Raw genomic sequence first — 26,853 nt, 5'->3', positions numbered from 1 at the left:
CATGAAAAACTGCTTCCATTCTGTATTGATGAGGGCCGGCCTGGGCGCGATGGCCCTGCTGGTCGCCCTCACCATTCCGTCCCTGCCAGCGCTGGCGCAGCCATTCGGTGGCGGCCCGACGGGTCCTGATTTTCCGGTGGACGATCCGGTGCTGAAAGCCATCTGGGAAGAAGGCATGGAGCAGTCGCAGGTCTACGCGCTTTCGCAGTACATGGCCGACGTGCTCGGGCCCCGGCTGACGGGTTCGCCGGGTTACGACGCATCGGCCGAGTGGGCCGCGGAGCAAATGCGTTCCTGGGGGATTGATGCCGGGCTCGAACAATACGGTACGTGGCGGGGCTGGCAGCGCGGCGTATCGCATGTCGACTTGCTGGAGCCACGCGTACGTTCGCTTGAAGGACAACTCCTGGGCTGGAGCGTGGGAACGAACGGGCCGGTCGAAGGCGGTGTGACCATGCTGCCCGAGGGCGATTTCCAGGCGTGGCTGCCAAGTGTGCGGGGCAAGTTCGTGCTCATGTCGTACGCCGAGCCCAGCTGCCGTCCGGCTTCGTCATGGGAAGAGCACGGGCCGCGGGGCGCCGTCGAGTCGTTCAATGAGGCCCGGGCCGCGGCCCGCGAAGCCTGGAACGCGCGTATTGACGCCATCGGCATGGAACGGCAGGACATCATCAATGCGATTGAGGATGCCGGCGCGCTCGGATTCCTGACCAACTACTGGACGGGGCAATGGGGCATTGAGCGGATTTTCCCGATGACCTATTCGTTCCGCGCCATGAACCGGGAGGCGGCGGCCTTCAACCTGAGCTGCGAGGATTACGGGCTGGTGTATCGTTTGGCCGAAAATGGCCAGGGACCGGTACTGCGCGCCAACGCCGAGTCCGAAGACCTGGGCGAACAGCCTGTTTTCAACGTCGTGGGGACCATTCCCGGGACCGAGCTGCCCAATGAATACGTGCTGCTTTCGGCCCATTTCGATTCATGGGACGGCGCGAGCGGTGTGACGGACAACGGTACGGGATCGGTGGTCATGCTGGAAACCATGCGCATCCTGAAGGAAGTGTATCCGAACCCGAAGCGAACCATTGTAGTCGGCCTGTGGGGCGGCGAGGAGCAGGGTCTGAACGGATCGCGGGCGTTCGCCGCGGATCATCCCGAAATCGTGGAGGGGCTGCAGGTGCTGCTCAACCAGGACAACGGAACGGGCCGGATTGCGAGTATTTCCACGCAGGGCCTGGTGGGGGCCGGTGAGCATTTCGCGCGCTGGTTCGCCCAGCTTCCGAACATCCTGGTCGGCAACATCGACCTGAACGTGCCGGGATTCCCGGGCGGGGGCGGGTCGGATTACGCCTCGTTCATCTGCGCGGGCGCGCCGGCGTTTTCATTGTCGGCCACGTCGTACGATTACGGCAACGCCACGTGGCACACCAACCGCGATACGTTCGACAAGATTGCCTGGGAAGATCTGAAGGGCAACGCGACGCTCACCGCGTACTTGACGTATTTGGCGTCGGAAGGCGACCGGATTTCACGCGACCGCCGAGACCTCGGCATGGATCCACGCTCGGGCGAGCCCCGCGAGTGGCCATCCTGCCAGCTGCCGGCCCGCGAGACGACGGAGCGGTTCCGGTAGGCATTCAAATGTGATCCCGCCTGGGCTCGAACCAGGGACCCTCTGATTAAAAGTCAGATGCTCTGCCAACTGAGCTACGGGATCGAAGTCGGGAAAACTACGACGTACGGCTGGTGGGGGCAACCCGCACGCCGCCTCGTCGCGTTAAGCTTCGGTGAGAAGCAGAATTCCGTTGAAAGGACTAACTTGATGGACTGACCCGAAAATCCATGATGAGACCCGCCTCTGTGAAAACCCTCCCGGCACTTGGTCCGGTCGCCCTCTCCCTGGTTCTCGGCGCCTTCTTGCTCGCCGGATGTGCCCCGAGCGCATCGGTCACGCAGGATTCCCGGACGCCGGCCACCCAGGCGGCCACGCAGGCCGCGGTTGTGCAACCCGGCGCGCCCGGTCAGCCCACCAAATCCTTCGCATCGGCCGATGATCTGGACTTGCAGCGCCCCGAGCACACGCCCGCCGACACACATTTCATGCAGGGCATGATCCATCATCACATGCAGGCCATCGAAATGTCGGCGCTCGCGCCCGAGCGCACGAACCGGCAGGACGTCCTCATGCTCGCCCACCGCATTGACGTTTCGCAGGAATCGGAAATCCGGTTGATGCGCGACTGGCTCCAAACCCGCGGCGAAATGGAACACATGCACGACATGATGATGCCGGGCATGCTCACGGCCGAGCAAATGGATGCGCTCCGCAATGCCGAAGGCGCCGAGTTTGATCGCCTTTTCCTGACCTACATGATCCAGCACCACCGGGGTGCGCTCATCATGGTCGACGAACTGTTTGCCCAGCCGGGCGCCGGACAGGACCAGGATATTTTCCGGTTCGCGTCGGAAGTCAATTCCGACCAACAAATTGAAATCCTTCGAATGCAGCAAATGCTCTCAGCCAACTGAACACCATGCCACGATTCCTTCTGACCACGCTTCTTTTCCTGCTCATGGCGGTCCCCGCCCTGGCGCAGCAGACCGCCAATGACGAGGCCGAGGAGGCTCCCAAGCCGACCTGGGACTGGGATGAGAACGATCCCCGCATTGGCCTGGCGCCCGGTATTGAAGATGCCGGTTCGGCCATTCGCAACCTGAACCTGCTGGCCAGCGTCCCGCGCGCCCCCGGCTTCACGCTGGCCGACGAGGCCCAGGGTGGACGGTTCACGAACACCGACCTGGCCTTTCGCGACAACTACGTGTTCGTGGGCAACTACGGCGGCATTTTGGCCTACGATGTCAGCAACCCCGCGGACCCGCAGTTGGCGGTGTCCATCGTGTGCCCGGGTGGGCAGGGCGACGTATCGGTTTACGGAAACCTGCTTTTCATGTCGGCACAGGAAACGCGGGGCCGGCTGGACTGCGGCGCCGAAGGTGTGGAGGAAGAAGTCAGCGATGAACGCATGCGCGGCGTGCGCATCTTTGACATTTCCGACATGCGCAATCCCCGGCAGGTGGCTGCCGTGCAGACGTGCCGCGGATCGCACACGCATTCGCTCGTATCGGATTTGACGAATGACAACCGCGTGTACGTGTATGTGTCGGGTACGAGCTCGGTTCGTCCGGGCGAAGAGCTTCCCGGTTGTGTCCCGACGCGCGATCCGAACGAGGATCCCAATACGTCCTACTTCCGGATTGAAGTGATAGAAGTGCCCCTGGATCGCCCGGAGGACGCCCGCATTGTCAACATGCCCCGGATTTTCGAACAGGATGGCAACATTGCCGGTCTGTGGCAGGGCGGCGACCACGGCCCGGGCACGCAGAGCTCCCGCATGACCACGCAGTGCCACGACATTACGGCGTATCCGGAGTTGGGACTTGCCGGTGGCGCATGCGCCGGTAACGGCATCCTGTTGGACATTTCCGATCCCGCGAATCCGGTTCGTATTGAGGCGGTCACGGACCCGAACTTCGCCTACTGGCACTCGGCCACGTTCAACAATGACGGCACGAAGGTGCTGTTCACGGACGAGTGGGGAGGAGGCAACGCACCGCGCTGCCAGGGCACCGACCTGCCCACGTGGGGTGCCAACGCCATTTTCAACTACCGCAACGGCAAGCTGACGCTGGGCGGCTACTACAAGCTCCCGGTCCCCCAGACGGCCGACGAGAACTGTGTGGCGCACAACGGCAGCCTGATTCCGGTGCCCGGCCGCGACATCAAGGCCCAGGCCTGGTACCAGGGCGGCCTGTCGATTTTCGACTTCACGGATGCGGCGAACGCCCATGAAATCGCCTTCTTCGATCGCGGTCCTTTGTCGACCACCGAACGGATGGGCGGTGGGTACTGGTCCACGTACTGGTACAACGGCTACATCTACGGCTCGGCGATGGTGCGAGGTATGGACGTCTTTGAACTGACGCCCAGCGAGCATCTGACGCAGAATGAAATCGATGCAGCCAAGCTGGTTTCGTTCGCCGAGTCCAACCCGCAGAACCAGGACATGATCACGTGGCCGAACCACCCGTTGGTGGCCAAAGCGTACGGCGATCAGCTCGTCCGTGCCAATGTCATGTCCCGCAGCGATGCCGATGCGTTGTTCGCAGCCATCGATGCCGGGAATTTCGGCGTCATGCTGGCGGCTTCCACGACCCTTGAGCATGCGGCGCTGTCTTCGCTCGCCATGGGCGATACGGGACACCACAACTCGACGCGGGTCCGTCTGGCGGCTCAGCTGCGCGCGCTGGCGAACTGATCAGGCGTCTGAGCGACTTCCGGAAAGAGTTTGATGAGCTTGCGGTCCCACGTGAGAAGTGGGACCGCAAGTGTCATCGCCATGGCCACATATTCGGCGTCGTAGGAGGAACAGCGGGTAGATGAACACAGCTTCAACACGAGGTCGTCATCTACTCGGCCGGAGCCGCCTTCCATTACGTGGTAGGCGAGGCGCATGGCATCGATCGCCTCCTGTTGGTCGATGTTGCCCACCAACAGATGCTTGCGAAGGACACTCCTGAGTTCGCTGGCCCACAACACGGGAGCGCACCAATCACGGTCCAGACTGAGAATACTCCGGGCTGTCGGGGTTTTGTCTGACGGAATAATGAGGTGAGCGAGAACGGACGTATCGGTGACTATCATTCACGTCCTTCTTGGATGGCTCCCCGAACGTCAACGGATTCCAGTTCGCGCCCCGCCAGGCGGAGATTGAACGAATTGAGATCGTTCAGGAGATCGCTGACAGCCGCGTCCCGGCGTGTCGCGGCCGTCAGGATCTGCAGGATTTCACTGTTCATGCTTCGACCGTGACGTTCAGCCTGGTCTTGCAATCGCTTGTGAATGGATTCAGGGACGTTCTTCAGGGACAGATTGACAGGCATGGGCGTGCAACAGTGTGTGGTACCGGAATGGTACCGTGCACTCGCCAATGGGGTTCCGGTCGCGCCTCGTCGCCAACGCGCTTTCGCGCCGTCCCTATTTCCAGACCTGCCACCAGGACTTCTTTTTCTTGTTGGCGGCGACCGCGGCAGCGTATTCCTGCTGCCGTTGGGCCTCTTCCTGCTCGGCCTGGCTCTTGAGTTCCTCGAGCCGGGCCGAGCCTTCGGCCTTCAATTCAGCGACGATCACGGTTCCGTCTTCGGCGACGGAGGACGTGGAAATGTATCCTTTTTCGGACAGATGCCGGGCGGTCTGCCAGACCAGCGTATCGGGAAAGCCCGGAATCTTGGTGGGCTTGTCGTAGGTGTGCTGCGGGTTGCGGCGGACCGTCGCGGCGTGTTCCAAAACGGCCTTTTCGAGCGTCAGCTGATAATCCATGGGAAACGATGGGATGAAGGTACCGGACGCGTTACGAGTGCGTGGTCGATGAGGTTACAGATTGCTCTTTGACCACACATTCGCGGGGAATCGAGCCAGGTCTTCCTGGAAGATGCGCGCAGCGTGCTCCGTGCGGCCCATGTCCGTGAGCATCCGGCCGAATTACTGTCGAACGGGGACCGTCCAGTCCGGCGGCTCGCCGTAGGTCAGCGCGTCCTCCGCCGCCACGGCCAACTCCATGGCGCGCACGGCTTCAACGGCGTTTCCTTCGGCATGGTGAATGGCCGCGTCGAGTACGTGCACACCAATGGCCAGGACTGCCGGGGCCATGTTGAATTCGAGCTTGACGCCTGCGAGCGCATCGTCTGCCTGGATGGCTGACAACTGGCGCCACTCGGCCCGTGCTTCCTCCGGCTTGCCGGTTGCGGCGAGTGCCCGGCCGCGGGCGTAATGCCACATGGCCCGTTCGTGCAGGGCGCCGTCGGTGGGCATCGCATCATCCAGAATGGCCTGCCATTCCCCGAATCGCACCTTGTACTGCAGATGCCGCGTGTAGTGGTGCTGCAGGAAGGTCATTCCGGGCTCGTTCATGAGCTCGGTCGGCACGAGGGCGCGCAGGGATTCAGCCGCGCCCATGGCCTGCTCTTTCTGACCGATCATGCTCGCGGCGAACGCCAGGAAATCGTAGTTGTGGGGATAGTAGCCGAGGACGTACACGCCGGGCTCGGGGCCCTGGTCCTGGATGTAGGTTTCGTCGGCGTGGATGGCATGCATGTTGGCCTCAATGGCATCCTCGTAACGGCCCACGCGAATGTAAATATGCCCCGGCATGTGCACCATGTGGCCTGCACCGGGCATGAGACCCGCCAGACGCTCGGCGGCGGCGACGGCACGATCCGGGTGGACGGCTTCCACGGCATGGATGTAAAAATGGTTGGCGCCCGGATGATCGGGCTCCTTGGCCATGGCGAATTCCAGGTTTTCCAGGATGATGCGCGTGGTCGGCTTCGGTTCGCCGTCGGGCTGCCAGTAATCCCAGGGGGAGAGATCCATGAGGGATTCGGCGTAGAGGGTTGCGATGGTCGCATCCGTCGGCCACTGTTGCCGGATGGATGCGAGCGCGTCGGCCCAGGCGCGATCGTATGCGGATCGGTCGGTGTTTTCGGGATCGGCGAATCGTTTGGTGACGCCTTCTATGAGGGCTTTCTCGAGGGTTGTGGCCTGTCCGGTGGACGCCGCGGCTTCCTGTGCGTACTCATTGGCGTAGGCCGCCGAAACCGGGTCCATGGGCATGTTGATGTTCGGCCCGTGGGCCATGGCGAGACCCCACCAGCACATGGCGCAGTTCTCGTCCCGGTCGAGGGCTGCCCGGAAGGCGCGCATGGCCTCGGCGTGGTTGAATGCAAAATAGAGGCGCATACCCTGGTTGAAGTACGTGGCGGCTTCGGGGCTGGACGTCGAGATCTCCATGGTGAAGGTCCCGAGGTCCGCGTAGACGGGCGGGGCCAGACGTTCGGTTCGGGTGTCGGTTGGAGATTGGGCGTGGGCGGTGGGTGTGAACGCCGTACCCGTGAGGATCAGGATGGCGAGCGTGTTGTAGATTCGATGCATGGTATTGGGTGCTGAAATTGAACGGGCTTGCATACCGACCGACCGGTCGGTATGTTACATGAAGAAATGAAGACGAAAGACGATATCATGGATGCCGCAGAGCATCTGTTCATGCTGAACGGCTACAGCGGCACATCCGTACAGGACATCCTGAACGTGGTCGGGCTCACGAAAGGCGCGTTTTTCCATCATTTCCCGTCAAAACAGGACCTGGCTACGGCCATCATTGACCGGTATGCCGAGCGGGACCGCGCGCTGTTGGATACCATTCTGGACCGGGCGGAGCGGGAAACGGACCATCCGGTGGAACAGGTGCTGGCGATCTTCCGGCTGTACCGCGACCTGATGGCGACGGCGGAGGAGCCCTCAAAGGGGTGTCTTTTTGCCAGTTTCGGCTACCAGGCGGGGCTGCTGGACGAGGATACGAACGAGCGTGTGACGCGGGCCCTGCACGATTGGACCGACGTGGTCGAAGGCAAATTGGTGGCTGCCATCGCTGCCCGGCCGCCCAGCGTGCCCGTGTCCGCACACGACCTCGCCGAGATGTCCATGGTCATCTTCGAAGGGGGGCTCATCCTGTCCCGGACGTACCAGGATGCCCGCTTGATGGCGCGGCAGCTGGACCTGTTCATCCAGTATCTGGAGTTGCTGTTTCGCGACCAGGTGTAGGCCAACCTGAAGGCCAACCCAGCCGGTTACAATCGGTACCGAGTCGTGTCTATATTCAATACTTGGACTCCCGCGAAATGGATATCGAGACCCTGAAGAGGAACATTGACCGCGAATGGGGTTACCGCCGGGCGGAAGAGCTGCGGGTGGAACGCCTTCGCAGCCAGACCCACGAAGAGTGGGTTTGGGGACTCGATGTGGTCCACTCAAAAGTCCATGAGCCCGATCAAAACATCTTCCGGGTCGCCGCCGGCGTTCAGTCCATGCTCAACGCCAAGAATGTGACGTTTTGCTTTATTGGAGGCATACCCTTGCAGCGTTGGGGAGAAACGCGGCATACAAATGATGTGGACCTGACCGTGTTTTGTGATCTGGGGAAGGAGGCCGGAATGCTGCAAGTCCTGGAGGAGTATCTGTCGGCACGAATTGAGGACGCATCCGACATGGTACACGTAGCACGTATGTATCTGGGTCGATCACCGGAAGGGGTGGAGGTCGACGTATCGCTCGGATTCACCCCCTATGAACGGCGGATGATGGAACGGGCGGTGGACGTTGACTACGGAGTTGGCGTGCCGCTGCGCATCTGTTGTGCTGAGGACCTTGTCGTCACCAAGACGGTGGCCGGGCGGGGACAGGATTGGGTGGATTTGCAACGCATCATCCAAAGAAGCGGGGAGACCATGGATTGGCCGCTTGTTTACGAGGAACTGGAGCCGCTGCTTGCCATGGGCGAGACAGAAGAGAACCTGGCGCGCCTTCAGGAGATGGTAGCGAACACCAGGTAGGCGTTGATGACCGCCAGCATGATGGCCGGGATCATGGCGTGGAAGGGGTCGCGGATCCGGATGCGGACCACCGTGGCAAGGATCATCATGAGGCACAATCCGGCGCTGGCCACCAGGCCGACGACCGGGATGAACAACCCGACGAGCAAGCCCAGCGCTCCTGTGAGTTCCAGGGCGGCCGTAAGGCGTCGCAAGCGGGCCATGCCCCACCGGTCGAATTCCTGGACGAGGTCGTTCGATACCAGGCTGGCAATCCCGTAATAGGAGAAGAGAGCCGCCGAACACAAGGTCAGGAAGAGAAGCATATGAGCGCGACCTTGCGTATTGTTGTTATAATGGCTCAACGGCACGCACGTCGTGTCGTTTCCACCCCCACCGTAAATTGACACCAGTACGCGCCATGCCCGAATTCAATGTCTCCTCCATTCTCCAGATTGTCGTGGCCCTGGGGCTGCTGAACGTGTGGCTGGTCCGCTCCGGCACGGCCACGGAATACCGGGGGGGCGATGCCCGGTCGCTGAAGGCGGAGTTTGCCGCCTACGGCCTGCCCGACATTGCGTTCTACATTGTGGGCCTGCTCAAGGTGGGCTCGGCGGTCGCGCTCATTGCGGGCTTGTGGATGCCGGAACTGGTCGCGCCCGCTGCTGGCGTGGTCGCGGTCCTGATGGTCGGTGCGCTGGCCATGCACGTCAAGGTCAAGGATCCGGCCAAGAAATCCGTTCCGGCCTTGTTGATGCTGGCGATGTGCGTCGCCATCCTGGGGCTGTAAATATTCAAGGGCCTTCTTTCTTCAGCTCGGCGTTGATTTCCTTGACCAGGTTCAGGACGCCCATGTGGACGCCCTGGAGGTCGTCCGCCCAGGTCAGGCGCAGGACGACCCAGTTCTGGAATTCCCGCGTGCCCAACTCCTCGAATATGGTTTCGGCATGGGTGGGGTCGGGGATCTCCACGGTTTCGCTCGAAAACATGGCCACGGCCGTATAATCCAGGTGTTCCATGATGTAGGGCAGGAACAGCGATACGAACTGGCGCTCCTGGGTCTGCTCCACGGTGGTCACCAGACGGAGCTGGCTTTCGAAGTCCGCCAGCATCATGCGCAGCTCGGGGTTGGACAGGGTCTGGAGTTCTCCGGCGCCCATGATGTTGTCGTACGTGCGCGTGACCGGCTGAAATGTGGGCAGCAGCGACAGCGTCTGAAGGTGGTAGTTCAGCGAATCGAGCCCGAGTTCGCGGCCCCCGGCGGCCGTTTCCAGGTGCAGCAGGATCTGCGCTTCGGACATGATCTCGCCCGCCAGGTCAATGGCCTCCTGCAGACGGGCGGCGTTCTCCTCGAAGTCCACCATCAGATCAGCCAGGAAATCCTGCTCACGCTGCCGGGTCTGGGCATCCTGCCACCAGGTGTTGATGGCAAATGCGAAGAGGATGCCGGCTACCACCACAAAGAATTCAGCGGAGAACCACCGGATTCGCCCGCCCCAGACGCTGAATCGGGACGGTTTCACGTTCTTCAGCGGTGTCAGCGGCATAGTCGTTCGGCCACTTCCCAGGCATCCTGGTTTCCGTTCTTCTTCAGTGTTTCTGCGACCCACGCCACGTCCTCTTTGCCGATGGCAAGGTCAGGCGGCGTGTACCAAAAACAGAGCGTGTGGAACCGTTTGAAGGCTTTTCTGGCCTCGCGGACCCGCACCATGTCGCGGGCCGCTTCCGGGCTGAGCACCCGTTTGCTTCGTTTCCCTCCCCGGCGGCCGATCTCGGCCAGATAATTTCGGACCTGTTCGTTCATGTTGAGCAAAACCCGCTTATGATAGGCAGGTTTCGTGCGTGGGCCTTCTGCAGGGTTGATCGCGCGATGTGATCCCGAAATGTAATTCGCAATATGCGATTCGCAATTTGCGAAAAGGCCTACCGTGGGAGACAAAGGATGTCGCCGAAGTCTCCCCGCCCGGGTTTGGCGCCCGCGTGCACCGGATCCACGATTTCGTAGTCGAAGGAGGCAATACGCGCCATGACGGCCGCGGCCGACGAGCCGTTCCGCCGGAGCAGATAGTCGGAGAGCTCCGAAAGAATGACCGGCCGATGGGTTGAAAGCACCTCGTCGGCGCCGGCAAACACGACGTGCTCCATGCCTTCCACGTCCACTTTGACAAAGCCGGGAGAGAGGCCGTGGTCGGCGATCAGGCCGTCCAGTGTCTTACCGGGGACCTCTGTCGTCGTCCACGCGTCATCCCCAATCCGGGGATGCTCCATTTCGCCCAGGCTGGAATACTCTTCCTTTCCGGCGACCGATTTGATCTGGAACGTGCCTTCGCGGTCCGAACACACGCCTGGAAACACCTGGACCCGTTCCGTCACCCCGTTCCGATCCAGGTTGGCACGCAGGCGCGCCAGCGCGTTCGGCGTCGGTTCCACAGCCAATACGCGGCCGGACTCCACAAGCGACGCGAAAAATACCGCGTACAGGCCGATGTTCGCGCCCACATCCACGACATCACGCGACGCATCCACATGCTCGCGGCAGATGGCCACGAGTTCAGGCTCGTACTCATTGTCAATCAGGAAGCGCTCCAGGAGGTCGCTGCGCGCATCCATTTCAAAGAAACCGTCGAATTCGGGCACGTGCAGCACGGGACTTTCCGCCAATCGACCGGACAGATTGGCCAGCAGTCGCTCGTAGCGGGCCCGGTTCGCGGTGAGTATCCGCCTGCGGAGTTCGAAAGCCGGGTACAACACCGTTTTCACGACCGGGTTACGCGCGGCAAACGCTTTCAGATTATCGATCACAGGCATGGAATTACCACAATTCGTGCATGGGGCGGCGCATGAGCAGCCGGGCGGACATCGGGGGGAAGTTCACGAACCCGTGGACAAGGTAGATTTCTCGCGGGGAACAGTTGTACAGGAATTTGACTTCCCGGTCGCCTTTCCTTGGGTCCTCCGTGAACACCGCCGCCACCAGTCCGGATGATGCGCTCCCCAGGAAAACATCCACCGGTTCGCCGTCATTGGCCAGCGTGTCGTTGACGAACCCGTAGTCAATGGGGTAGATGATGCCCGGATACCGGAGATGCGCTGAGCCCGAAGCCCGTTCCACGGTCACGCCGCGAAGCCGGAAAATCCCGTCCCACATCTCCCAATCGACCCAACCCGGCGCGTTCATTCCGCGTTGGATTTGGATTCTTCTTTTGGCGGCGCCAGCTGGATGTGGAGTTCGGCCAACTGCTTGGCGTCCACGGTGTCCGGGCTGGACACCATGGGCTCCTGCGCCGACTGGGTTTTCGGGAAGACGATGACGTCGCGGAGGCTGGGGGCGCCGGCGAGCAGCATTGCAATTCGGTCCAGACCGAATGCAATGCCGCCGTGAGGCGGCGCCCCGTAGCGGAAGGCTTCCAGCAGGAACCCGAAACGGGCTTCCTGCTCCTCCTCGTCAATACCCAGTGCGTGGAACATGCGGGCCTGGACGTCGGATCGATGAATCCGGATGCTGCCACCGCCGAGCTCCGTCCCGTTCAGCACCAGATCGTAGGCGCGGGCGCGGACGGCCCCGGGGTCCGAGGCGAGCTTCTCCAGGTCGTCCTCATGGGGCGACGTGAACGGGTGATGCATGGCGTAATACCGGTCATCATCCTCGTTGTATTCCAGCAGCGGGAAGTCGGTGACCCACAGGAACTTCCAGGGGCCGTCGGCGCTGTCGGCAATCAATTCCAGGTCGCGGGCCATGTGCAGGCGCAGGGCGCCCATCTGTTCGAACACCTTGGGCTGCGGGCCGGCCAGGACGAGCACCATGTCGCCTTGGGTGGCGCCCGTGGCGGCCACGGCGGCCTCAACGAACTCGGGCTTCAGCACCTCGGACTTCACGCTGGACTGCAGCTCCGAGCCGTCGGACGGCAACCGGAAGTGGATGAGTCCGCCGGCTTTCAGCTTGCCGCGGACAACGTCCTTGTCCAGTTTATCGAGTTTGCCGCGGCCCGTGTCGCCCTGGCCTTCCACGCGGATGGCCACGACGGCGCCGCCGTCGTCCAGGATGGAATCGAACACGCGGAATCCACAACCACGGAACGCATCCGATACGTCCACGAGCTCCATGCCGAACCGCAGGTCGGGCTTGTCGGCGCCGTAGCGGCGAATCGCATCATCATACGTCATCCTCGGGAAGGGGAGCGGCAGTTCGGTGCCCTTCAAATCCTTCCAGATGGCCGCCATGAGCCCTTCGGTCACCTCGTAAATGAGGTCCTCGGTGGCGAAGGTCATTTCGACGTCGATCTGCGTGAACTCGGGTTGCCGATCGGCGCGCAGGTCCTCGTCGCGGAAGCACTTCACGATCTGAAAGTACCGGTCCAGGCCGGCAATCATGCAGATCTGCTTGTAGGTCTGCGGCGACTGGGGGAGGGCGTAGAATTTGCCGGGGTGCACGCGGGAAGGGACCAGGTAGTCGCGCGCGCCCTCGGGCGTGGATTTCATGAGGACCGGGGTCTCGACTTCCACGAACTGGTGGCTGTCGTAGTACCGGCGGACGGTCTGGTAGAGCTTCGAGCGGAGGATGACGTTCTTCTGCAGTTCCGGACGGCGCAAATCCAGGTACCGGTACTTCAGGCGGAGTTCTTCGCTGGCGTTCTGCTGGCGCCCCTCGTGCACCGACACCGGAAAGGGCAGCGGGGCGGCGGTGTTCAGGACCAGGAGGTCCTCGGCGGCCACTTCAATGGATGCCGTCGGCAGGTCCGCGTTCTTGGCCGGGACCTCGCGTTCGCGCACCGTTCCCCGCACCGAAATGACGTATTCGCCGCGGAGCGACTCGCCCCCACGGTACGGCTCCGGGCTTTCCTCCGGATGGAGGACAATCTGGGTGATGCCGTATCGGTCGCGCAGATCCAGGAAAATCAGGCCACCCAGGTCTCGGCGCGTATCGACCCAGCCCTTCAGGACGACGGTCTTGCCGGCATGCTCGGCGCGGAGCTCGCCACACGTGTGGGTGCGGTGGCCGTGGGCATCTTTCTGGAATTGGAGCGAGTCTGACATTGTGGGCTGGGGCTTGGGCTGCGTCTGGGGCTGCGTCTGGGGACACGTTCGAGAACGATCCCGGAGGTCTCGATAATCCCGAACGATCCTCGAAGATACTGCGCCGAACCGGGCCTCCTGCTGAAATTTCTGTTCAGGCGCCGCGTCGGGCCTTGTATTCGCTCGGGGACATGCCCGTGGCCGCGCGGAAGGCCCGATTGAAGGAGGCCTTGCTGTTGAACCCCGATTCTTCGGCTATGGCCAGTACAGTGAGGTGGTCATGAGCAGGGTCCTGCAGGCGACGCGCGGCTTCCTCGGCCCGGAATCGGTTAACGTAGGCGTAGAAGTTGTCCCCACGGATCTGATTCAGGCATTGTGATACGTGATGGCTGGATGCATGTACGGTCGCGGCCAGTCGGTCGAGCGTCAAGGCCGGGTCCTTGAACAGTTCCTCATCATGCATGATGCCATCCAGTCGTTCGACCAACGCTTGTGCATCGGCGTCGCTGAGCCCCGAGTGCTGGTATTTGCGCTTTCGGTTCGGAGATTCAAACAGGGCCTGTGGCGTACGTACGGCGGTCCAGGCCACGCCGTGGATCAAGAAGGCCAGGATGAATATGTAGTCAACCTGTCCGAGCCATCTTCCAAGCCAGGTTTCCGGCAGCAGGTAGGCGGGGCCGGCGGCCACTACATAGATCATCATGCCCAGCAGCAGGCCCCGGATCACACCAGGATGTGTACATCGTCTGGTCTTTCTCCATGCCAGGAACAGATACACCAGCCACTGCACGATGACGGCAGAATGGAAGAGTACGAATCGCCACCCTCTCGGCGTGGCGGCAATGAAGTCCAACTGATCGCCTGCAGGCAAAATCCAGAACGGAACGACCAGGAAGGCAGGTACAGCAACGGCGGCCGAAAAATGCCACATCCATTCCCGGGGCGGGTGCACTCGGCGTTCATCCGTTGGATCGCTCGTCCTCCGGTCCACGAACAGGTACAGCAGCGGGGCTACCGCGAACCACAATGGTGCGGATGCAAAGGCCAGGCCCGGTGTCCGCAGCCAACCGCCGTGCATGGCGTAGACGGCCTCCGCAATCATGAGCGACAAAGCCAGCAGAAGGACGGTCAAGAACGGCCTTGCCGACCGACTGCGTGACGTAGGCTCGGAGGCAGGCCGGAATTGGAGTGCCGCCGCAAGAAAAATCCCGTGCAAGGCGCCGAAGGAGAGCAGCACCGTCCAGACAAGCATCATGGGAATGTGGAGTCAATTGTGCATCTGCAAACGGTCAAAGGTCGGGTCTGGTTGCTCCGGGAGACGGCTCACTGCATAGGGTGAGTCGAGGATCGGTGCGGAACGGCACATTTTCCGTGATGCATTCTCCGGCATCGATGTGCCGCTCGCATTGCACCTTATCAAACATTCTTTGTACAACCGTATGTCCCTCCGTTTCGCATCCCTGTGGCTTCCCTCCGTTTCCTGTGTACTGTTGGTACTCACGGTGCTGGCGTCGCCCACCCCGGCGTTGGCCCGGCAGTCCTCCGTGGATCCGTTCGACTTCCAGATGGGGGTGTGGCGCGTGCAGGGCATGCAATCGTGGCCGGGTGGGAAGTGGGTGCCATTCGATGCGGTCGTTCATATCCAACCCGCATGGCAGGGTCCGTGGCCCAGCATCCGCGAAGCGTGGTGGCCGGTCCATGCTCCCCTGTTCGGCCCGCCGTCGCTCGGGTGGATTGAACGGGTGTACCATCCCGAGCGTGCAGCCTGGCACATGCGCTACAACGGGTCAACTACGCCTGCATTCTGGCCGGAATTCGCGCATTATGAACGCCGTGGCACGCAGGTGGTCATGCCCGAGACGCCCATGACCGATATCACGGGACCGCATCTCCAGCGGTTGACCATCGACCTGGTCAATGCAGACGGGTGGTCCCTGAACGCGGAGCGGTCGTACAATGGGGGCATGAACTGGTTTTCATGGGTCCTCATGGAAGCCGAGCGGCTTCCGACAACAGCAGAGGGGCGCGTCCTGCTGCCGGGTCCGCTCTCGGAACGGGCGCATGTCGAGACGATCCTTACCGGTTTTACCGGGTCCCGTGGAATTGCATTGGACGATGCCGGGAGCGTCATCCTGGGGACCGATGGCGGTGCAATTGTTCGGGTTTCCCCGGACGGCCGGCAAACGGTGCTGGCTGAAGGCCTGAAACCGGCCGGATTGGCGTGGAGTCAGGGTCACGTATACGCCAAGGCGCACGATGTGCCCGGAGGTCGCCTGGTACGGATATCGCCGGATGGAACAGTCCGGCATTTGTCCGATGCGCCTGGCGACGGACTGGCCGTGGATCGTACCGGCAACGCCTATACGACCGACTTCAATGAACCGGTCCTGTTGAAGACGACTCCGGAAGGGGAGATGTCAGTCCTGGCACGTGACGAACGGCTGCGGAACCGATTGGGATCGGCGTTCGACAATGACACGGGCCGGCTGTACCTCGCATCCTGGGACGGGAATATCATCTCCGTCTCAGCCGAGGGCGAGGTCAGGGAGGTGGTCGACATTCCTGCGGTATCCGGGAGCGGCGTGGCGTGGATGGCCATGGCGGACGGGGTTCTGTATACCACCCAGTTCTCGGCGGAGCAGGTATACGCATACGATACGGTTACCGGCACCCTTCGTGTGGTTGCTGGGGATGGATTGCCCGGGCATCGGGACGGGGCGGCGCACAATGCACGGTTCCGCGCTCCCAATGGGATCGCGGTCACCCCGGACGCGGACACGTTGTATGTCGCCGAACTGGTGGATCCGGTAGCGGGGGTGTATCCGGAAAACCGGCTCCGGCGCATTGTGCTTTCGGCCGAATCGGAGAGGGCGCGGGAGACAGGCGATCTCATCGGGCAACGGCTGGCATTCGTCAGCCAGTGGGGTGATGAAAATCTGGATGTATACGTTATGGAAGCCACGGGTGGAGGCAAGCGCCGTCTGACGACCCACGAAGGCGAGGATCGCGCGCCACGTTGGGTTGATGCCTGGAACGCCCTCGTATACGAACATGGGGGGCGGCATTTGGTGCGTGTGAATGCGTGGGGCGGCGAGGCGCAGCGGCTGGGAATCCAGGGCGTTCCCGAGCCGCCGCCATCAGAACGGTCCGCGAACATGTCGCCCGACGGGACCCGCATGGTGATGACCCGCGGTGAAGGAGAAGCTTCGGAGCTGTACGTCATGAACGCCGATGGCTCCGATGCAAGGAAAATTACTGACAACCATGCGTTCGACGGCCATCCGGTCTGGTCTCCTGACGGGCAGAAAATCGCGTTCCAATCTCGCCGGGACGGAAGTGACGATATCTACATCATGAATCCGGACGGTACGGAAGTAAAGCGTCTGACCATGAATCCGGGCTATGACGGCGAGCCCGCCTGGATTCCGATCATCACCCATTCCACAAAGAAAGCCGAAATGGATGCGGAATAGCCCGGCGGGTTTTTCTATCTTCACGCAAACCTGACAGAAAAGCCCGTCCCGACAAACCCATCTATCTGACAGCATAGCTCATGTCCACAGACGTTTCGTTCTTCGGTCACCCCCGTGGTCTGGCCACCCTGTTCTTCACGGAAATGTGGGAGCGGTTCAGTTACTACGGGATGCGTGCGCTGCTCATCCTTTTCATGACAGCCGCGGCGACCGGAATGAATCCCGGCATGGAGCTCTCGGACGGTACGGCGGCCGCCATCTACGGCCTGTACACCAGTTTCGTGTACCTGTTGTCGTTGCCCGGAGGCTGGGTGGCGGACAAGATCTGGGGGCAGCGGAAGTCCATTTTCGTGGGGGGATGCATTATTGCGGCGGGTCACTTCAGCATGGCCATACCGTCCCAGTTCACGTTTTTTGCCGGATTGATCCTGATTGTCATCGGGACGGGTCTCCTGAAGCCGAACGTGAGTTCGATCGTGGCGGATCTGTATCCGGAGGGCGGCGCCCGGCGCGATGCGGGATTCTCAATCTTCTACATGGGCATCAACCTCGGCGGATTCCTCGGGCCGCTCGTCTGCGGGTACTTCGGGCAGGAAGTCAATTGGCACTGGGGATTCTCGGCGGCCGGCTTCGGCATGGTCCTCGGACTCATACAGTACCGCTTGGGCTACAAGTACCTGGGGGAGGCCGGGACGTTTGTGTCCGCCTCGTCGGCTCAGGAAATCTCAACGCGCTCGAAGCGTTTCTATTCCATTTGCGCGGGCATACTTGGTCTCACCGTGCTGTTCGGATTCCTGGTCTCGTGGGGCATTATTCCGCTCACCATCCAGCAGATTGCCGGCGGCTTGGGGTCGAGTATCCTGATCATCGTGGGGCTGTATTTCGCGTATCTGTTCCTGTTCGGCGGCCACAACACCCAGGAAAAGAAGCATCTGGTGATCATCCTGTGGCTCTTCGTGCTGGCTGCCATCTTCTGGAGCGGTTTTGAACAGGCCGGATCCAGCTTGAACCTGTTCGCTGAGCGGGCCACCGATCGCAGTGCGTTCGGCTGGGAAGTGCCCGCCAGCTGGCTGCAGTCGGTGAACTCGATGTTCATCATCATTTTTGCGCCCATTTTTGGCTGGCTGTGGCTGGCGCTGGCGCGCATCAACAAGCACCCCTCGTTCCTGTTCAAGTTCGCGTTCGGCCTGATTGGCCTGGGCGCCGGCTTCTTCGTGCTGGCCTGGGGCGCGGCCCAGGCGGCGGCTGAAGGTGCCAATGCGGCCATGATCTTCCTGATCGTGACCTACTTCTTCCACACCGTGGGCGAACTGTCGTTGTCTCCGGTCGGCCTGTCGTCGATCACGAAGCTTGCGCCGACGGGGCGCGTGAGCCAGATGATGGGCATCTGGTTCGTGGCCACGGCGCTCGGCAACTTGTTCGCCGGTCTCGTGGCCGGCGACGTGGAAGCCCTCGGCTTCGAAGGGCTCTTCTACCAGGTGGCGTTGATTTCAGCGGCCGCTGGCGCCGTCGCGCTTATTCTGGCCAAGCCCATGAAGAAGCTGGTGGCTGCAGGCATTGAATAGGCCCAACCTCGAGCAGGTTCAAGAGTATAACAGAAGTACACTTCCGCCAAAGCCATCCTTATCATGATTGATCGCAAAGCCGTCAAGATCTTCAAGATAGACGAGGCCCCCAGCGATTTTGCCTATTGGCAGTCGCAATCATATGAGCGGCGCCTGGAAGCACTCGAATCCATTCGACGCGAATACCACGGTTGGCAAGATGAATCTCAGCCCCGACTTCAAAGAGTTTATCGCGTTATTGACCTCTCATGAGGTCCGATTCCTGGTCGTGGGCGGTTACGCGGTCGCGTTTCATGGACACCCCAGGTATACAAAGGACATCGATTTGTGGGTGGACTTCAACCCGGAAAATGCCCGCAGGCTGATGGATGCACTGCGCGAGTTCGGATTCGGGTCAACAGATCTGACCGAAGCAGATTTCGTGGCTCCCGACCGTGTAGTTCAATTGGGATACCCTCCAAACCGGATTGACCTCCTCACGAGCCTGAAGGGAGTTGAATTCGATTCCTGTTATCAGGAAAAGGTTGAGGTGGTCGTGGACGATGTTTCGGTTCCATTCATCAACCTTGATCGCCTCAAGCAAAACAAGCGAGCCCTCGGCAGGCACCAGGACTGGGCTGATCTGGAAAACCTGGAGTAGGGAAAAAGGCTCAGCCTACCACGTGTTCGATGCGCGCAACATGCCGCCCTGGCGCGCAAACGCCATGTCCATCTGGGCGAGCGCGCCATCCGATGCGCGGCGAATGTAATCGGCTACGTCATAGAGTTCGTAGCCTCGATCGTGCATGAACGCCACGACCTCGCTCACAATGGGCGTCCGCTCGTAGAACGGGTACAACGAAACCTCGAGCACGAAGAGCTCGGTGACGCCGAAGAAGGACTCGGCGCCTTTCAGGGCTTCCAGTTCAAATCCCTGGATATCCAGTTTGACCAGATTCGGGACGGTGCCACCGTTCTGGACCAGATCCTCCAAACGCCGGACCGAAACCTGCCGTTGGTTCTTCATTTCGGCGGTGCGCTCGCGCTCGGTGGGGGTCAGGGACGATCCGTTCAGGTCCGGCCACAACGTCAGCATGAGTTCATTGTCCTCGGGGCCAGCGGCCAGGGGTAGCCACTCCACGTTGGGATGCGCGGCCGACAGTCGGTCCAATCCGGGCGCGAACTCCGGTTGGGGCTCCAGGAGGAGGAACCGGGCGTCCGGCCAGACGCCCAACGTCATTTCAGTCCAGTCGCCCCGGTTGGCGCCCACGTCCACGATGAACGCAGGCATGAAACCGCGGGCGCGGAGGTCCTCATAGAACAAATTCGTGACCGCCAGGGGCCGGGCCGCCGTCGCCGGGCCGAAGCCGGACCGCGTACGCCGCAGTTCGACGCCGAAGCGGCCCACGAAGTGCTTGAGCGCGTGTTTGAGGCGGAGGGAGAGGGAATTCATGCCGCCAATTTAGGGATGGCAACACTCATCGTATGGCATGGATTGTCAATTCAATCTACAATCCATGCCGATCAGGGTTGAGCGGCGCCAAACTCCATCAGGAGTTTCGCCAGTTCCCTGAGACCGATGGCCTCTACGCCTTCGGCGACGGGGAATCGGTCATTGGCAGATGTCACCACGAAGGAGCGGTCCGGATTGAGGTCGGCGCGGGCACTATGGAATCCTTTACTGAGGTTCGCTGAGAGGCCGCGTTTGATCTCAATCGCCCAGAGCCCGTTTTTTCCGGGCAACTCAAGAAGCAGGTCGATTTCAGCGCCGGCAGATGTGCGGTAGAAACTGGCTTTTGTTTGCGGCGACGCGATACTGATCAGGTTTTCTATCACAAAGCCTTCCCAACTCATGCCGACAACCGGGTGGCCGGCAAGGTCATTGTAATCTTGAATGCCGAGCAGGGCATGTACCAGTCCGCTGTCCCGGACATATACCTTGGGGGATTTTACCAGGCGTTTTTTCGTATTGCCGTGAAACGGTCTAAGACGCCGTACGAGCAGTAAATCAACCAGCAGGTCAACATATCCGGTCACGGTGGGCGCCGTAACGGAAAGCCCAGCGGCCAGTTTGGACGCATTCAGCAGCGCACCCTGGCTGTGTGCCAGCATGGTCCACAGTCGCTCCAGTGTTTCTGCCGGAATACGGCGACCGAATTGGGGCACGTCGCGCTCGAGATACGTTCGAATGAAGTTCTGACGGAAGGCAAAGCTGTCCGATTCCCGTTCAGACAGAAAACTGTCCGGAAAGCCACCACGCACCCACAGACGCCGCAATGAATCCGCGTCGTCCGTGGCTTCAAGCGCATCCAGTGAGGAGAGGTGCACATATTCAATCCGACCGGCAAGGCTTTCTCCCGATTGCCGAAGCAGATCCATTGAGGCCGAACCCAGAATGAGAAAACGCCCGTTCCGTTTGCCGGTCCTTCGTCCCTCGTCAATCAGGCCACGCAGTTCCTGGAACAGTTCCGGGACCCGGTGAATCTCGTCCAGAATGACCAAGCGATCCGCATACGCACGGAGAAACAGTGCAGGATCGGCCAGCTTGTCCCGGTCCGCCCTGGCTTCCAGGTCGAGGTAGAGTGCGCCAGTTTCATCCCCAATCTCATGGGCGAGGGTTGTCTTCCCAACCTGACGCGGACCAATCAGCGCCACAGCGGCTTGACGGCGCAAGCCTTCGCGGACGAGAGTATAGGCACGGCGAGGTATCATCCGTGCAAATTAAAAGCAAGGCTTTAAATATGCAAGGATAACAATTCAGAACGTCGGGTTCAGGCGCAGCCAGAAGGTGGGACTGCGGCCGGTGCCGAGGTCGCGGAGGGGCCAGGCGAGCTCGAATCGGAGGTTGCGGTCGTCGAGGGCCAGTCCGACGCCGGCCGAGGGGACGACATCCTTCCAGGCGAACGCATCTGAAGCGCCGCTGCCCGCGCCGCCGGAGACAATGCTGCCGGAGTTGGTCCAGCCCGCATCGAACAGACCCAGCAGGATCATGTCGTCCAGCAGCCAATCGAGTACATCGGGCTCGTGGAGGGCGAGTTCGGCGTTGGCCAGGAGCATCCGCGTGCCCTGGTAGATGTTCTGGGGATACGCGCGCATGGTGCCGGCGCCGCCCAGCGTGAAGGCTTTCTGGACGGGGACGCTGCCCTCGGTGAAGCCGCCTCGCATGCGTAGGCTGAAGCCCGACACGCGGGACAGGCGGGCATAGCCGCGCACATCACCCACATAGCGCGAGTAGTCGAAGTCACCGCCGAGTCCCTGCCCGATTTCCGCCTCGGCACGGAAGGCCACGCCGCGCGGATGCCGGTTCAGCGAGACGACCTTGCCGCCCTCGAGCGACAGCACCAGCGAACGCATGTCGCCTTCGACGATGCCGGGGTTCACGCGGAAGCCGTCGCCCCCGAACAGGGACCAACTGACGTTGCGGGACAGCGAGCGCCAGGCATCGCTCCGGTAACCGGCCGACATCTGGACGTACGGCGTGACACGCATGACGGTGTACAGGGTCCAGCCCTCCGTCTCGTGGTAGTCGAAGAAATCGGTCTTGAAAAGGGCCGATGCCAGGCTGTTCTCCACCCAGTTGGATTTCCAGAGGTCTTCCGTGCCGGTGTTCTGGTGGTAGGCGCCCCCGAACTTGATGTCCACCACGTCGTCGGGGCGGCCAATCCGGGTCTCGGCGCCCACTTCGTAGCGCAGGTCATCCAGACCGAACGCGTAACTGACCTGGCCGAAGATCCGACCCCGGTCCCGCGACGTCCATGACAGGGGATCCTGGGCAATGCCCAGGACGAGTCCTTCCACGCGGTTGTAGCGGACGGCCGGCGTGAACCGGTACAGGCTCCGGTCGGCATATGGCCAGTTGCTGGCGCTTTCCCCGATGAATCCCGAAGAGGAGATCCTGCCGTGGGACCATCCCCGATCCCAATTCCAGTCCCAGTCCCAATCCGGATTCCAATTATGGTCGCCGCGCCGCCAGTGTTTGTCATCGTCCCGATCCTTGTCCCGATCGCGGTAGCGGTCCCCGGTGGAGCCGCCGGTGCGCCGGCCATCCTGCCACGTTCCTTCCGTGTAGTAATCGCCGCTGGGGCGCTCCACGTAGTTGACCTCGCGGTTCTCAGCCAGGGCGACCGCCTCGTCGAGCGCATCGACCATGTCATACAATTTGATGGCGAGGTCGCGATCGCTCGTTTCGTGGGCCATGTCGAACAATTGATAGCGGACATCCTTCAGGATGCGCACCAACTCGTCCGGGTTGCGGGAGGGCCCCCGGAATCCGCCGGTGGACGGCGCCGCATCGTTCAGTTTCAGCGATACGCTGCGCAATTGGTCGGAAATCGGCTCGGCGGCGTGCCGCGTGGTCGCATCGTGCAGGATGGATACCACGACGCGCATGGCGCTGACAAGTGCATCGTATTCGCCAGCGCCGGCGTGCTCTCCCGCGTCGGCGCGGTTCGGCGGTTGGTTCTGCGCGCCGACGGGCTGGATGGCGGGCAGAAGGAACAGGAAGGCGGCCAGAAGAAAGGTCAGGGATCGGGACATGATGGCATTTTTTTGGACGTTCAACCGAGTTACGCCTCAGCCGCCGGGAGAGTTACAGCCACTCGGCGAAGCTATATTTCGGCCGTGTGGAACGCCGTCGTCGAGCGGGTGCGCTTCATGAGGGCGACGATGGCCCGTCCCCGGGCATGGTACGGCACCCTGGGTGTCTCTTTGCAATAAACCATGGCATCATATACTCCACTCACGAAGCGATCCAGGTCCCATTCGGCGATAATTTCGAGAGACCGGCGGCCAGCACGTTTGCGCCAATCGGTGTGCTCGGCCACCCGCATCATGAGTGATGTCATGGTACCCACGTCTTCAGGATCGAATCGGTATCCGTTTTCACCGTGTTCCACCAGGTCGACATGACAACCCGCACGGGTGGAAACAAGGACGGGTAGTCCGCACGCCATGGCCTCATTTACCACCAGTGCCCACGTATCCTTCAGGCACGGATGGATGAAACATGCAGCGGCGCCATAGTAGGCGGGGATGTCTTCGATTTGCCTGAATCCGGCAAAAACGACACCGTCTGGCGCGGCGGCCTCCAGTTGGGGACGCAATTCTCCGTCCCCGAGCATGATCAGTCGCCAGGGATTATCCGACAATCTCCTGTAGGCGGAATAGGCCATCAACAGCCTATCCAGATTCTTGGCCGGAATGAATCGGTTCGATGCGAGGAAGAACGGGGCGTGGTCTGGTCCGTCGCCCGGACCAAGGCCCGGGAGTCCGGACAAATCCGATGCCTTGGATTTTTCAGCGGCCTGCCTGAAGTAGGCATTGTCGACAACATCGTAGCCCAGGAAAATGCCATCCGGCGGAAATCCCAGTTTTTCGAAATACCGTCGCTGCGGCGTTCCACCCAGCAGTGCCGCATCGTAGGACTGAATGAGTCCTGACTTCAACCATTCCCGAAAGCCATTGCGCGGAGCATCGTCTTCCTTAGAATCGGTCATGACGACCGCCGACCGGTTTCTCTTCTTGCACCATTCAAGACATGCCCGGCTGTCCGGGAAACTGTAGGTATGGATGAAGACGATATCCGGGTCCATCCTGTCCAGTGCGCTTACCACTTCGGCGTGCATGACGGCGGGAGGAATGGACTCGAATACCTGACCCGGAAAAACCTGGACCCGCTGGAAATCCGTCGTCGCCTCCATCTCGCTCCATGCATAGAGAGCATCCTTCGAGGCCGTTTCGAGGGCCACGAGTTCCATTCCATCCGCGGCCAGCCTTTCATGAACCGCCTGGAGCCGGCCCATGTGATAGGGTCCGAACCGCGGCCACTGGATACAAACGCGAAGCTTCGGACTCATTTTCAGTTGGTCAGGATGGTCGAAAAGAATATCTGCCCCATGGCCTCTGGCGAATGAAGGGCACTGAACTGTGCCATTTTGGACGGATTGAAGGCGATTTCCTGGCGGTCGAGTGCGGATCCGAATGCTGTCGCATCTGTCGGATTCACGGTGCGTCCCAGTTCATTTTGCTCGACCAGACGACCGACCAGTCCATCGCTGCACGCAATGACAGGCTTTCCGGCGTGTGCTGCCCGAATCAGAACATTACTCGATCCCACGTGGCCATCGTAAGGGAGCAACACAACGTCAGATGCGCGAAAAAAGGCCGCCATTCGTTCATTCGATGCGTATCCCGAGTAATACGACACATCTTGACGATTCGCCAACCGGTCGACAGCCGCTTGCGCTTCCGGCTCGTTTTCGGGTACGCGACCCGCCAGGAGCAGGTGTCCCTGTCCACTCCAGGCATCCGCCAGACGATGAATGCCTTTCCGCAGGCTCAGGTCGCCGAACATCAGGAAAAGGCGCGCACGTCCGCTTCCGGTTTGTGCACGGATTTCGTCCGGTGACAGATCGGGATCCGGTTGCGTGATGCCGTCCGGCATGTATACGAAAGGACGCTCGACTGGAATTGCGGGGTCCAGGACGAAAATGGTGTGCAAGCTCGGCGATCGGGTCAACCGGTTCAGGATGAATCGTTTCCGAACCTGTCGCACGACACCAGGTAGCGCCCAGGAGTGAACACGCTCCGGTGGCTTGAACAAGATTCCGGACACACGGACGTTCATGGTCGAACGCCGCGCTACCGCCAGTTGGGCATGATCCAGGTACATGAATACAACATGCTTGGCGCCGCCATCGCACGCGTGTTTCAGTGCATGGCCATGCCACCGATCACACTTCAGGAGATGCTTCGCCCCGCTTCCGGACTCCAGGTCACGCGGGATTTCATCCAGCACGTGGATCTCGACGGGAGAATCCACCAGAGCCGAAATGAAATCAGCATGCGACTCGGCGAAGACTGATGACACCCAGAGTGAGAGTTTTCCGGGGTATGCGCCGGATAACCACTGCTGCACCAGCAATTCGAGGTACATCCTGTGATGGCCCCCAGCATACAATTCGACCAGCGCGATGTGGGAATGGCTCTTCACGAATCCATTCGAAGCGCCCATGCACCACCACCGATTCCTGAGAGCACACCCAGGATGAAGAGTGTATCCTTCAAATAGAATGGATTGGATGTGATGGTAAGAATGGAGAAAGCGGCGAGACAGCCGGCCACTCCCAATGCCATGGCCTGGTGTGTACGGGAGCCCAGCTTGCGGCGAAAACTCTGTGTGGACCGTACGAAAATGGCTCCCAGGAAGAAGAGGACGAGGCCCGTTCCCCACAAGCCGAATTTGAACAACAACGAGACATAGCCATTGTGGATGAACGCACGATTCATGGAATACTCCCAGGTGATGTCATAGAATCGGAATGGCGTGCCCATCCCGTGACCCAGTATCGGATTCGATTTCACATGCTCCATGGCCGCCTGGCTTTCCAGGTATCGGTTCACCATGGACGGATCCGTTGAAATAGCCGATCCGATCGAAAACAGCCGGTTGATCATTCCCGTGGCCATCAGAAGGAAGGCGTCTGGAAAAAGGATATACGCGACGGACACAACACCCAGAAGCGACACGATACCGGACCAGAGCAGTCTGCGACGCGACGGAGCGCCCACCAGCAGGAAGATGACAAAGGCGCCGACAGCAAATGCCAACCAGTAACCTCTACTCTGAGTCAGAAGAAGCCCGGCTACAAACATCATGAAGAATCCGAACCACAGCGCCAACTCGCGTACGGTCCTCGCTGCCAGGAATAATCCCAAGGCAATGAATGATGGGACAAGAATCAATGCCGAGTTCGTGATAACGCGACCGCGTGCAACCTGCCAGGGTGCGGTCGCATCGACAATGATTTCCTGGAAATTCAGTGCGTTCCGTATCAACACGAAAAAGCCGACAAACGCAACGCCGACCAACACGACCATCACCCCTCGGCGTGAGGACTGGACAGCCGCGCGAACCGGGAAGTAGAGTCCGAGCAGCATGTAGGCCAGCCATTCCGTGAGTGCGCCTTTCAGGCTGCCTCCGAAAACCAGGGTCAGGGGAATGGAAAGCGTCATGAACGCGAGGAACAGGATCAACGCCTGGTCCTCCCGCGTCCGGATGACGTGGTCCTTCCGCATGAACAGGTGCACGACCACCCAGTGCCCAAGGAATGCCAGGAAATAAAGCGCATAGAGGGCTTCCGTGGCCTGGATACCCTCTTCGTGGCTGGCGACGAGTACAAAAGCACACAACACGACGAACAGGTTCGCCAGCGGATGCGTGAACAGCCACCAGCCCGCCAGGCCGGCCAGGAGCAGGATGGGCAGGGCGGGGAGGAGGTCCGGGGCGAGCGCCGTCAGGTAGACGGTCACAAGCAGGCCCAGGGCGAGGGCGCCTCCGAGCAGGAAGCGGCCCCAATTCAGCAGCCAGGTATCACCGGGCAAGAGGGGCGTGTTGGGCACGG

At 61.0% G+C, this 26,853-nt stretch carries 26 protein-coding genes and 1 tRNA gene; 9 read left to right on the top strand and 18 right to left on the bottom strand.

Translation table 11 applies throughout. From position 1 onward, the window contains the following. The first annotated feature begins 1 nt into the window (after position 1). A complete protein-coding gene (locus tag RIE53_09990; GenBank protein ID MEQ9105019.1) occupies positions 2-1,630 on the top strand; it encodes a M20/M25/M40 family metallo-hydrolase in 1,629 nt (542 codons plus the stop codon). 11 nt (positions 1,631-1,641) lie between these two features. Here the strand turns inward: RIE53_09990 and RIE53_09985 are convergent. After that, positions 1,642-1,714: transfer RNA gene (locus RIE53_09985), tRNA-Lys, on the bottom strand. A 125-nt stretch (positions 1,715-1,839) separates the two neighbouring features. Between RIE53_09985 and RIE53_09980 the strand changes: the two genes are divergently transcribed. Together RIE53_09980 and RIE53_09975 are read left to right on the top strand one after the other, a co-directional pair. Then, a complete protein-coding gene (locus RIE53_09980) occupies positions 1,840-2,526 on the top strand; it encodes a DUF305 domain-containing protein (GenBank protein MEQ9105018.1) in 687 nt (228 codons plus the stop codon). 5 nt (positions 2,527-2,531) lie between these two features. Then, on the top strand, positions 2,532-4,313 hold the full coding sequence (locus RIE53_09975) for a hypothetical protein (protein MEQ9105017.1): 1,782 nt from the start codon (positions 2,532-2,534) through the stop codon (positions 4,311-4,313). Here RIE53_09975 and RIE53_09970 read toward each other — a convergent pair. The 4 genes from RIE53_09970 to RIE53_09955 form a co-directional block, all read right to left on the bottom strand. Next, positions 4,289-4,699 (bottom strand): type II toxin-antitoxin system VapC family toxin, encoded by a 411-nt coding sequence (locus RIE53_09970; GenBank protein MEQ9105016.1) that lies wholly within the window; start codon positions 4,697-4,699, stop codon positions 4,289-4,291. The genes RIE53_09975 and RIE53_09970 overlap by 25 nt on opposite strands. Continuing rightward, positions 4,696-4,938 carry an Arc family DNA-binding protein gene (locus tag RIE53_09965; protein ID MEQ9105015.1) on the bottom strand — a complete coding sequence of 81 codons (243 nt, stop codon included), beginning with the start codon at positions 4,936-4,938 and terminating at the stop codon, positions 4,696-4,698. Before RIE53_09965 ends, RIE53_09970 begins: the two co-directional genes overlap by 4 nt. Positions 4,939-5,032: 94 nt before the next feature. Beyond that, positions 5,033-5,374: a hypothetical protein gene (locus tag RIE53_09960; protein MEQ9105014.1), complete on the bottom strand. Its 342-nt coding sequence runs from the start codon at positions 5,372-5,374 to the stop codon at positions 5,033-5,035. Between the two features lie 162 nt (positions 5,375-5,536). After that, positions 5,537-6,985 (bottom strand): hypothetical protein, encoded by a 1,449-nt coding sequence (locus RIE53_09955; protein MEQ9105013.1) that lies wholly within the window; start codon positions 6,983-6,985, stop codon positions 5,537-5,539. A 66-nt stretch (positions 6,986-7,051) separates the two neighbouring features. Between RIE53_09955 and RIE53_09950 the strand changes: the two genes are divergently transcribed. After that, entirely contained in the window at positions 7,052-7,654 is a 603-nt protein-coding gene (locus RIE53_09950; GenBank protein ID MEQ9105012.1) for a TetR/AcrR family transcriptional regulator, read from the top strand. A gap of 62 nt (positions 7,655-7,716) precedes the next feature. Continuing rightward, positions 7,717-8,442 (top strand): nucleotidyl transferase AbiEii/AbiGii toxin family protein, encoded by a 726-nt coding sequence (locus tag RIE53_09945; GenBank protein ID MEQ9105011.1) that lies wholly within the window; start codon positions 7,717-7,719, stop codon positions 8,440-8,442. On the opposite strand, the gene RIE53_09940 is transcribed toward RIE53_09945, so the two are convergent. After that, entirely contained in the window at positions 8,415-8,747 is a 333-nt protein-coding gene (locus RIE53_09940) for a DoxX family protein (GenBank protein MEQ9105010.1), read from the bottom strand. The genes RIE53_09945 and RIE53_09940 overlap by 28 nt on opposite strands. Positions 8,748-8,842: 95 nt before the next feature. On the opposite strand from RIE53_09940, the gene RIE53_09935 reads away from it, so the two are divergent. After that, complete coding sequence (locus RIE53_09935) at positions 8,843-9,211, top strand: DoxX family protein (GenBank protein ID MEQ9105009.1); 369 nt, start codon at positions 8,843-8,845, stop codon at positions 9,209-9,211. A 4-nt stretch (positions 9,212-9,215) separates the two neighbouring features. Here RIE53_09935 and RIE53_09930 read toward each other — a convergent pair whose 3' ends face one another. The 6 genes from RIE53_09930 to RIE53_09905 all read right to left on the bottom strand — a co-directional run bounded on the left by RIE53_09930 (position 9,216) and on the right by RIE53_09905 (position 14,689). Beyond that, positions 9,216-9,944, bottom strand: coding sequence for a hypothetical protein (locus tag RIE53_09930; protein MEQ9105008.1), 729 nt, complete (start codon positions 9,942-9,944; stop codon positions 9,216-9,218). A gap of 14 nt (positions 9,945-9,958) precedes the next feature. Then, positions 9,959-10,225, bottom strand: a complete 267-nt coding sequence (locus RIE53_09925) for a hypothetical protein (protein ID MEQ9105007.1) — start codon at positions 10,223-10,225, stop codon at positions 9,959-9,961. Positions 10,226-10,344: 119 nt separating this feature from the next. Beyond that, entirely contained in the window at positions 10,345-11,229 is an 885-nt protein-coding gene (locus RIE53_09920; protein MEQ9105006.1) for an FkbM family methyltransferase, read from the bottom strand. A 4-nt stretch (positions 11,230-11,233) separates the two neighbouring features. Further along, positions 11,234-11,599, bottom strand: a complete 366-nt coding sequence (locus RIE53_09915; GenBank protein MEQ9105005.1) for an inorganic diphosphatase — start codon at positions 11,597-11,599, stop codon at positions 11,234-11,236. Then, on the bottom strand, positions 11,596-13,455 hold the full coding sequence (gene aspS / locus RIE53_09910) for an aspartate--tRNA ligase (GenBank protein MEQ9105004.1): 1,860 nt from the start codon (positions 13,453-13,455) through the stop codon (positions 11,596-11,598). Before aspS ends, RIE53_09915 begins: the two co-directional genes overlap by 4 nt. A gap of 133 nt (positions 13,456-13,588) precedes the next feature. Continuing rightward, the gene (locus tag RIE53_09905) at positions 13,589-14,689 is read right to left on the bottom strand and encodes an AraC family transcriptional regulator (protein MEQ9105003.1); all 1,101 of its coding nucleotides are present in this window, start codon (positions 14,687-14,689) and stop codon (positions 13,589-13,591) included. A gap of 184 nt (positions 14,690-14,873) precedes the next feature. Here RIE53_09905 and RIE53_09900 point away from each other — a divergent pair, with 184 nt between their 5' ends. From RIE53_09900 to RIE53_09890, 3 genes are all read left to right on the top strand, one after another. Continuing rightward, complete coding sequence (locus RIE53_09900; protein MEQ9105002.1) at positions 14,874-16,907, top strand: hypothetical protein; 2,034 nt, start codon at positions 14,874-14,876, stop codon at positions 16,905-16,907. 80 nt (positions 16,908-16,987) lie between these two features. Beyond that, positions 16,988-18,472: an oligopeptide:H+ symporter gene (locus RIE53_09895; protein ID MEQ9105001.1), complete on the top strand. Its 1,485-nt coding sequence runs from the start codon at positions 16,988-16,990 to the stop codon at positions 18,470-18,472. A gap of 142 nt (positions 18,473-18,614) precedes the next feature. Beyond that, positions 18,615-19,112, top strand: a complete 498-nt coding sequence (locus RIE53_09890; protein MEQ9105000.1) for a hypothetical protein — start codon at positions 18,615-18,617, stop codon at positions 19,110-19,112. 15 nt (positions 19,113-19,127) lie between these two features. Here the strand turns inward: RIE53_09890 and RIE53_09885 are convergent, their stop codons facing one another. From RIE53_09885 to RIE53_09860, 6 genes are all read right to left on the bottom strand, one after another. Next, on the bottom strand, positions 19,128-19,904 hold the full coding sequence (locus tag RIE53_09885; protein MEQ9104999.1) for an FkbM family methyltransferase: 777 nt from the start codon (positions 19,902-19,904) through the stop codon (positions 19,128-19,130). 71 nt (positions 19,905-19,975) lie between these two features. Further along, positions 19,976-21,124, bottom strand: a complete 1,149-nt coding sequence (locus tag RIE53_09880; protein ID MEQ9104998.1) for an ATP-binding protein — start codon at positions 21,122-21,124, stop codon at positions 19,976-19,978. An 84-nt stretch (positions 21,125-21,208) separates the two neighbouring features. After that, complete coding sequence (locus RIE53_09875; protein ID MEQ9104997.1) at positions 21,209-22,987, bottom strand: hypothetical protein; 1,779 nt, start codon at positions 22,985-22,987, stop codon at positions 21,209-21,211. Positions 22,988-23,058: 71 nt separating this feature from the next. Next, positions 23,059-24,306, bottom strand: a complete 1,248-nt coding sequence (locus RIE53_09870; GenBank protein ID MEQ9104996.1) for a glycosyltransferase family 4 protein — start codon at positions 24,304-24,306, stop codon at positions 23,059-23,061. Positions 24,307-24,308: 2 nt separating this feature from the next. Further along, positions 24,309-25,442: a glycosyltransferase gene (locus RIE53_09865; GenBank protein MEQ9104995.1), complete on the bottom strand. Its 1,134-nt coding sequence runs from the start codon at positions 25,440-25,442 to the stop codon at positions 24,309-24,311. Further along, positions 25,439-26,851: an O-antigen ligase family protein gene (locus tag RIE53_09860; protein MEQ9104994.1), complete on the bottom strand. Its 1,413-nt coding sequence runs from the start codon at positions 26,849-26,851 to the stop codon at positions 25,439-25,441. Before RIE53_09860 ends, RIE53_09865 begins: the two co-directional genes overlap by 4 nt. Positions 26,852-26,853: the final 2 nt, after the last annotated feature.

This window comes from Rhodothermales bacterium (assembly GCA_040221055.1).
Lineage (GTDB): Bacteria > Bacteroidota > Rhodothermia > Rhodothermales > UBA10348 > 1-14-0-65-60-17.
This window is presented reverse-complemented; position numbering and strand designations above follow the sequence as displayed.

Bases quoted from the DNA above. Each gene is read 5' to 3' on its own strand.
- RIE53_09925 (MEQ9105007.1), bottom strand. From the start codon at position 10,225: ATGAACGAACAGGTCCGAAATTATCTGGCCGAGATCGGCCGCCGGGGA.
- RIE53_09870 (MEQ9104996.1), bottom strand. From the start codon at position 24,306: ATGAGTCCGAAGCTTCGCGTTTGTATCCAGTGGCCGCGGTTCGGACCC.
- RIE53_09935 (MEQ9105009.1), top strand. From the start codon at position 8,843: ATGCCCGAATTCAATGTCTCCTCCATTCTCCAGATTGTCGTGGCCCTG.
- RIE53_09875 (MEQ9104997.1), bottom strand. From the start codon at position 22,987: ATGTCCCGATCCCTGACCTTTCTTCTGGCCGCCTTCCTGTTCCTTCTG.
- aspS (MEQ9105004.1), bottom strand. From the start codon at position 13,455: ATGTCAGACTCGCTCCAATTCCAGAAAGATGCCCACGGCCACCGCACC.
- RIE53_09990 (MEQ9105019.1), top strand. From the start codon at position 2: ATGAAAAACTGCTTCCATTCTGTATTGATGAGGGCCGGCCTGGGCGCG.
- RIE53_09895 (MEQ9105001.1), top strand. From the start codon at position 16,988: ATGTCCACAGACGTTTCGTTCTTCGGTCACCCCCGTGGTCTGGCCACC.
- RIE53_09970 (MEQ9105016.1), bottom strand. From the start codon at position 4,699: ATGATAGTCACCGATACGTCCGTTCTCGCTCACCTCATTATTCCGTCA.
- RIE53_09900 (MEQ9105002.1), top strand. From the start codon at position 14,874: ATGTCCCTCCGTTTCGCATCCCTGTGGCTTCCCTCCGTTTCCTGTGTA.
- RIE53_09905 (MEQ9105003.1), bottom strand. From the start codon at position 14,689: ATGATGCTTGTCTGGACGGTGCTGCTCTCCTTCGGCGCCTTGCACGGG.
- RIE53_09955 (MEQ9105013.1), bottom strand. From the start codon at position 6,985: ATGCATCGAATCTACAACACGCTCGCCATCCTGATCCTCACGGGTACG.
- RIE53_09890 (MEQ9105000.1), top strand. From the start codon at position 18,615: ATGAGCGGCGCCTGGAAGCACTCGAATCCATTCGACGCGAATACCACG.
- RIE53_09885 (MEQ9104999.1), bottom strand. From the start codon at position 19,904: ATGAATTCCCTCTCCCTCCGCCTCAAACACGCGCTCAAGCACTTCGTG.
- RIE53_09950 (MEQ9105012.1), top strand. From the start codon at position 7,052: ATGAAGACGAAAGACGATATCATGGATGCCGCAGAGCATCTGTTCATG.
- RIE53_09940 (MEQ9105010.1), bottom strand. From the start codon at position 8,747: ATGCTTCTCTTCCTGACCTTGTGTTCGGCGGCTCTCTTCTCCTATTAC.
- RIE53_09965 (MEQ9105015.1), bottom strand. From the start codon at position 4,938: ATGCCTGTCAATCTGTCCCTGAAGAACGTCCCTGAATCCATTCACAAG.
- RIE53_09920 (MEQ9105006.1), bottom strand. From the start codon at position 11,229: ATGCCTGTGATCGATAATCTGAAAGCGTTTGCCGCGCGTAACCCGGTC.
- RIE53_09975 (MEQ9105017.1), top strand. From the start codon at position 2,532: ATGCCACGATTCCTTCTGACCACGCTTCTTTTCCTGCTCATGGCGGTC.
- RIE53_09960 (MEQ9105014.1), bottom strand. From the start codon at position 5,374: ATGGATTATCAGCTGACGCTCGAAAAGGCCGTTTTGGAACACGCCGCG.
- RIE53_09915 (MEQ9105005.1), bottom strand. From the start codon at position 11,599: ATGAACGCGCCGGGTTGGGTCGATTGGGAGATGTGGGACGGGATTTTC.
- RIE53_09980 (MEQ9105018.1), top strand. From the start codon at position 1,840: ATGATGAGACCCGCCTCTGTGAAAACCCTCCCGGCACTTGGTCCGGTC.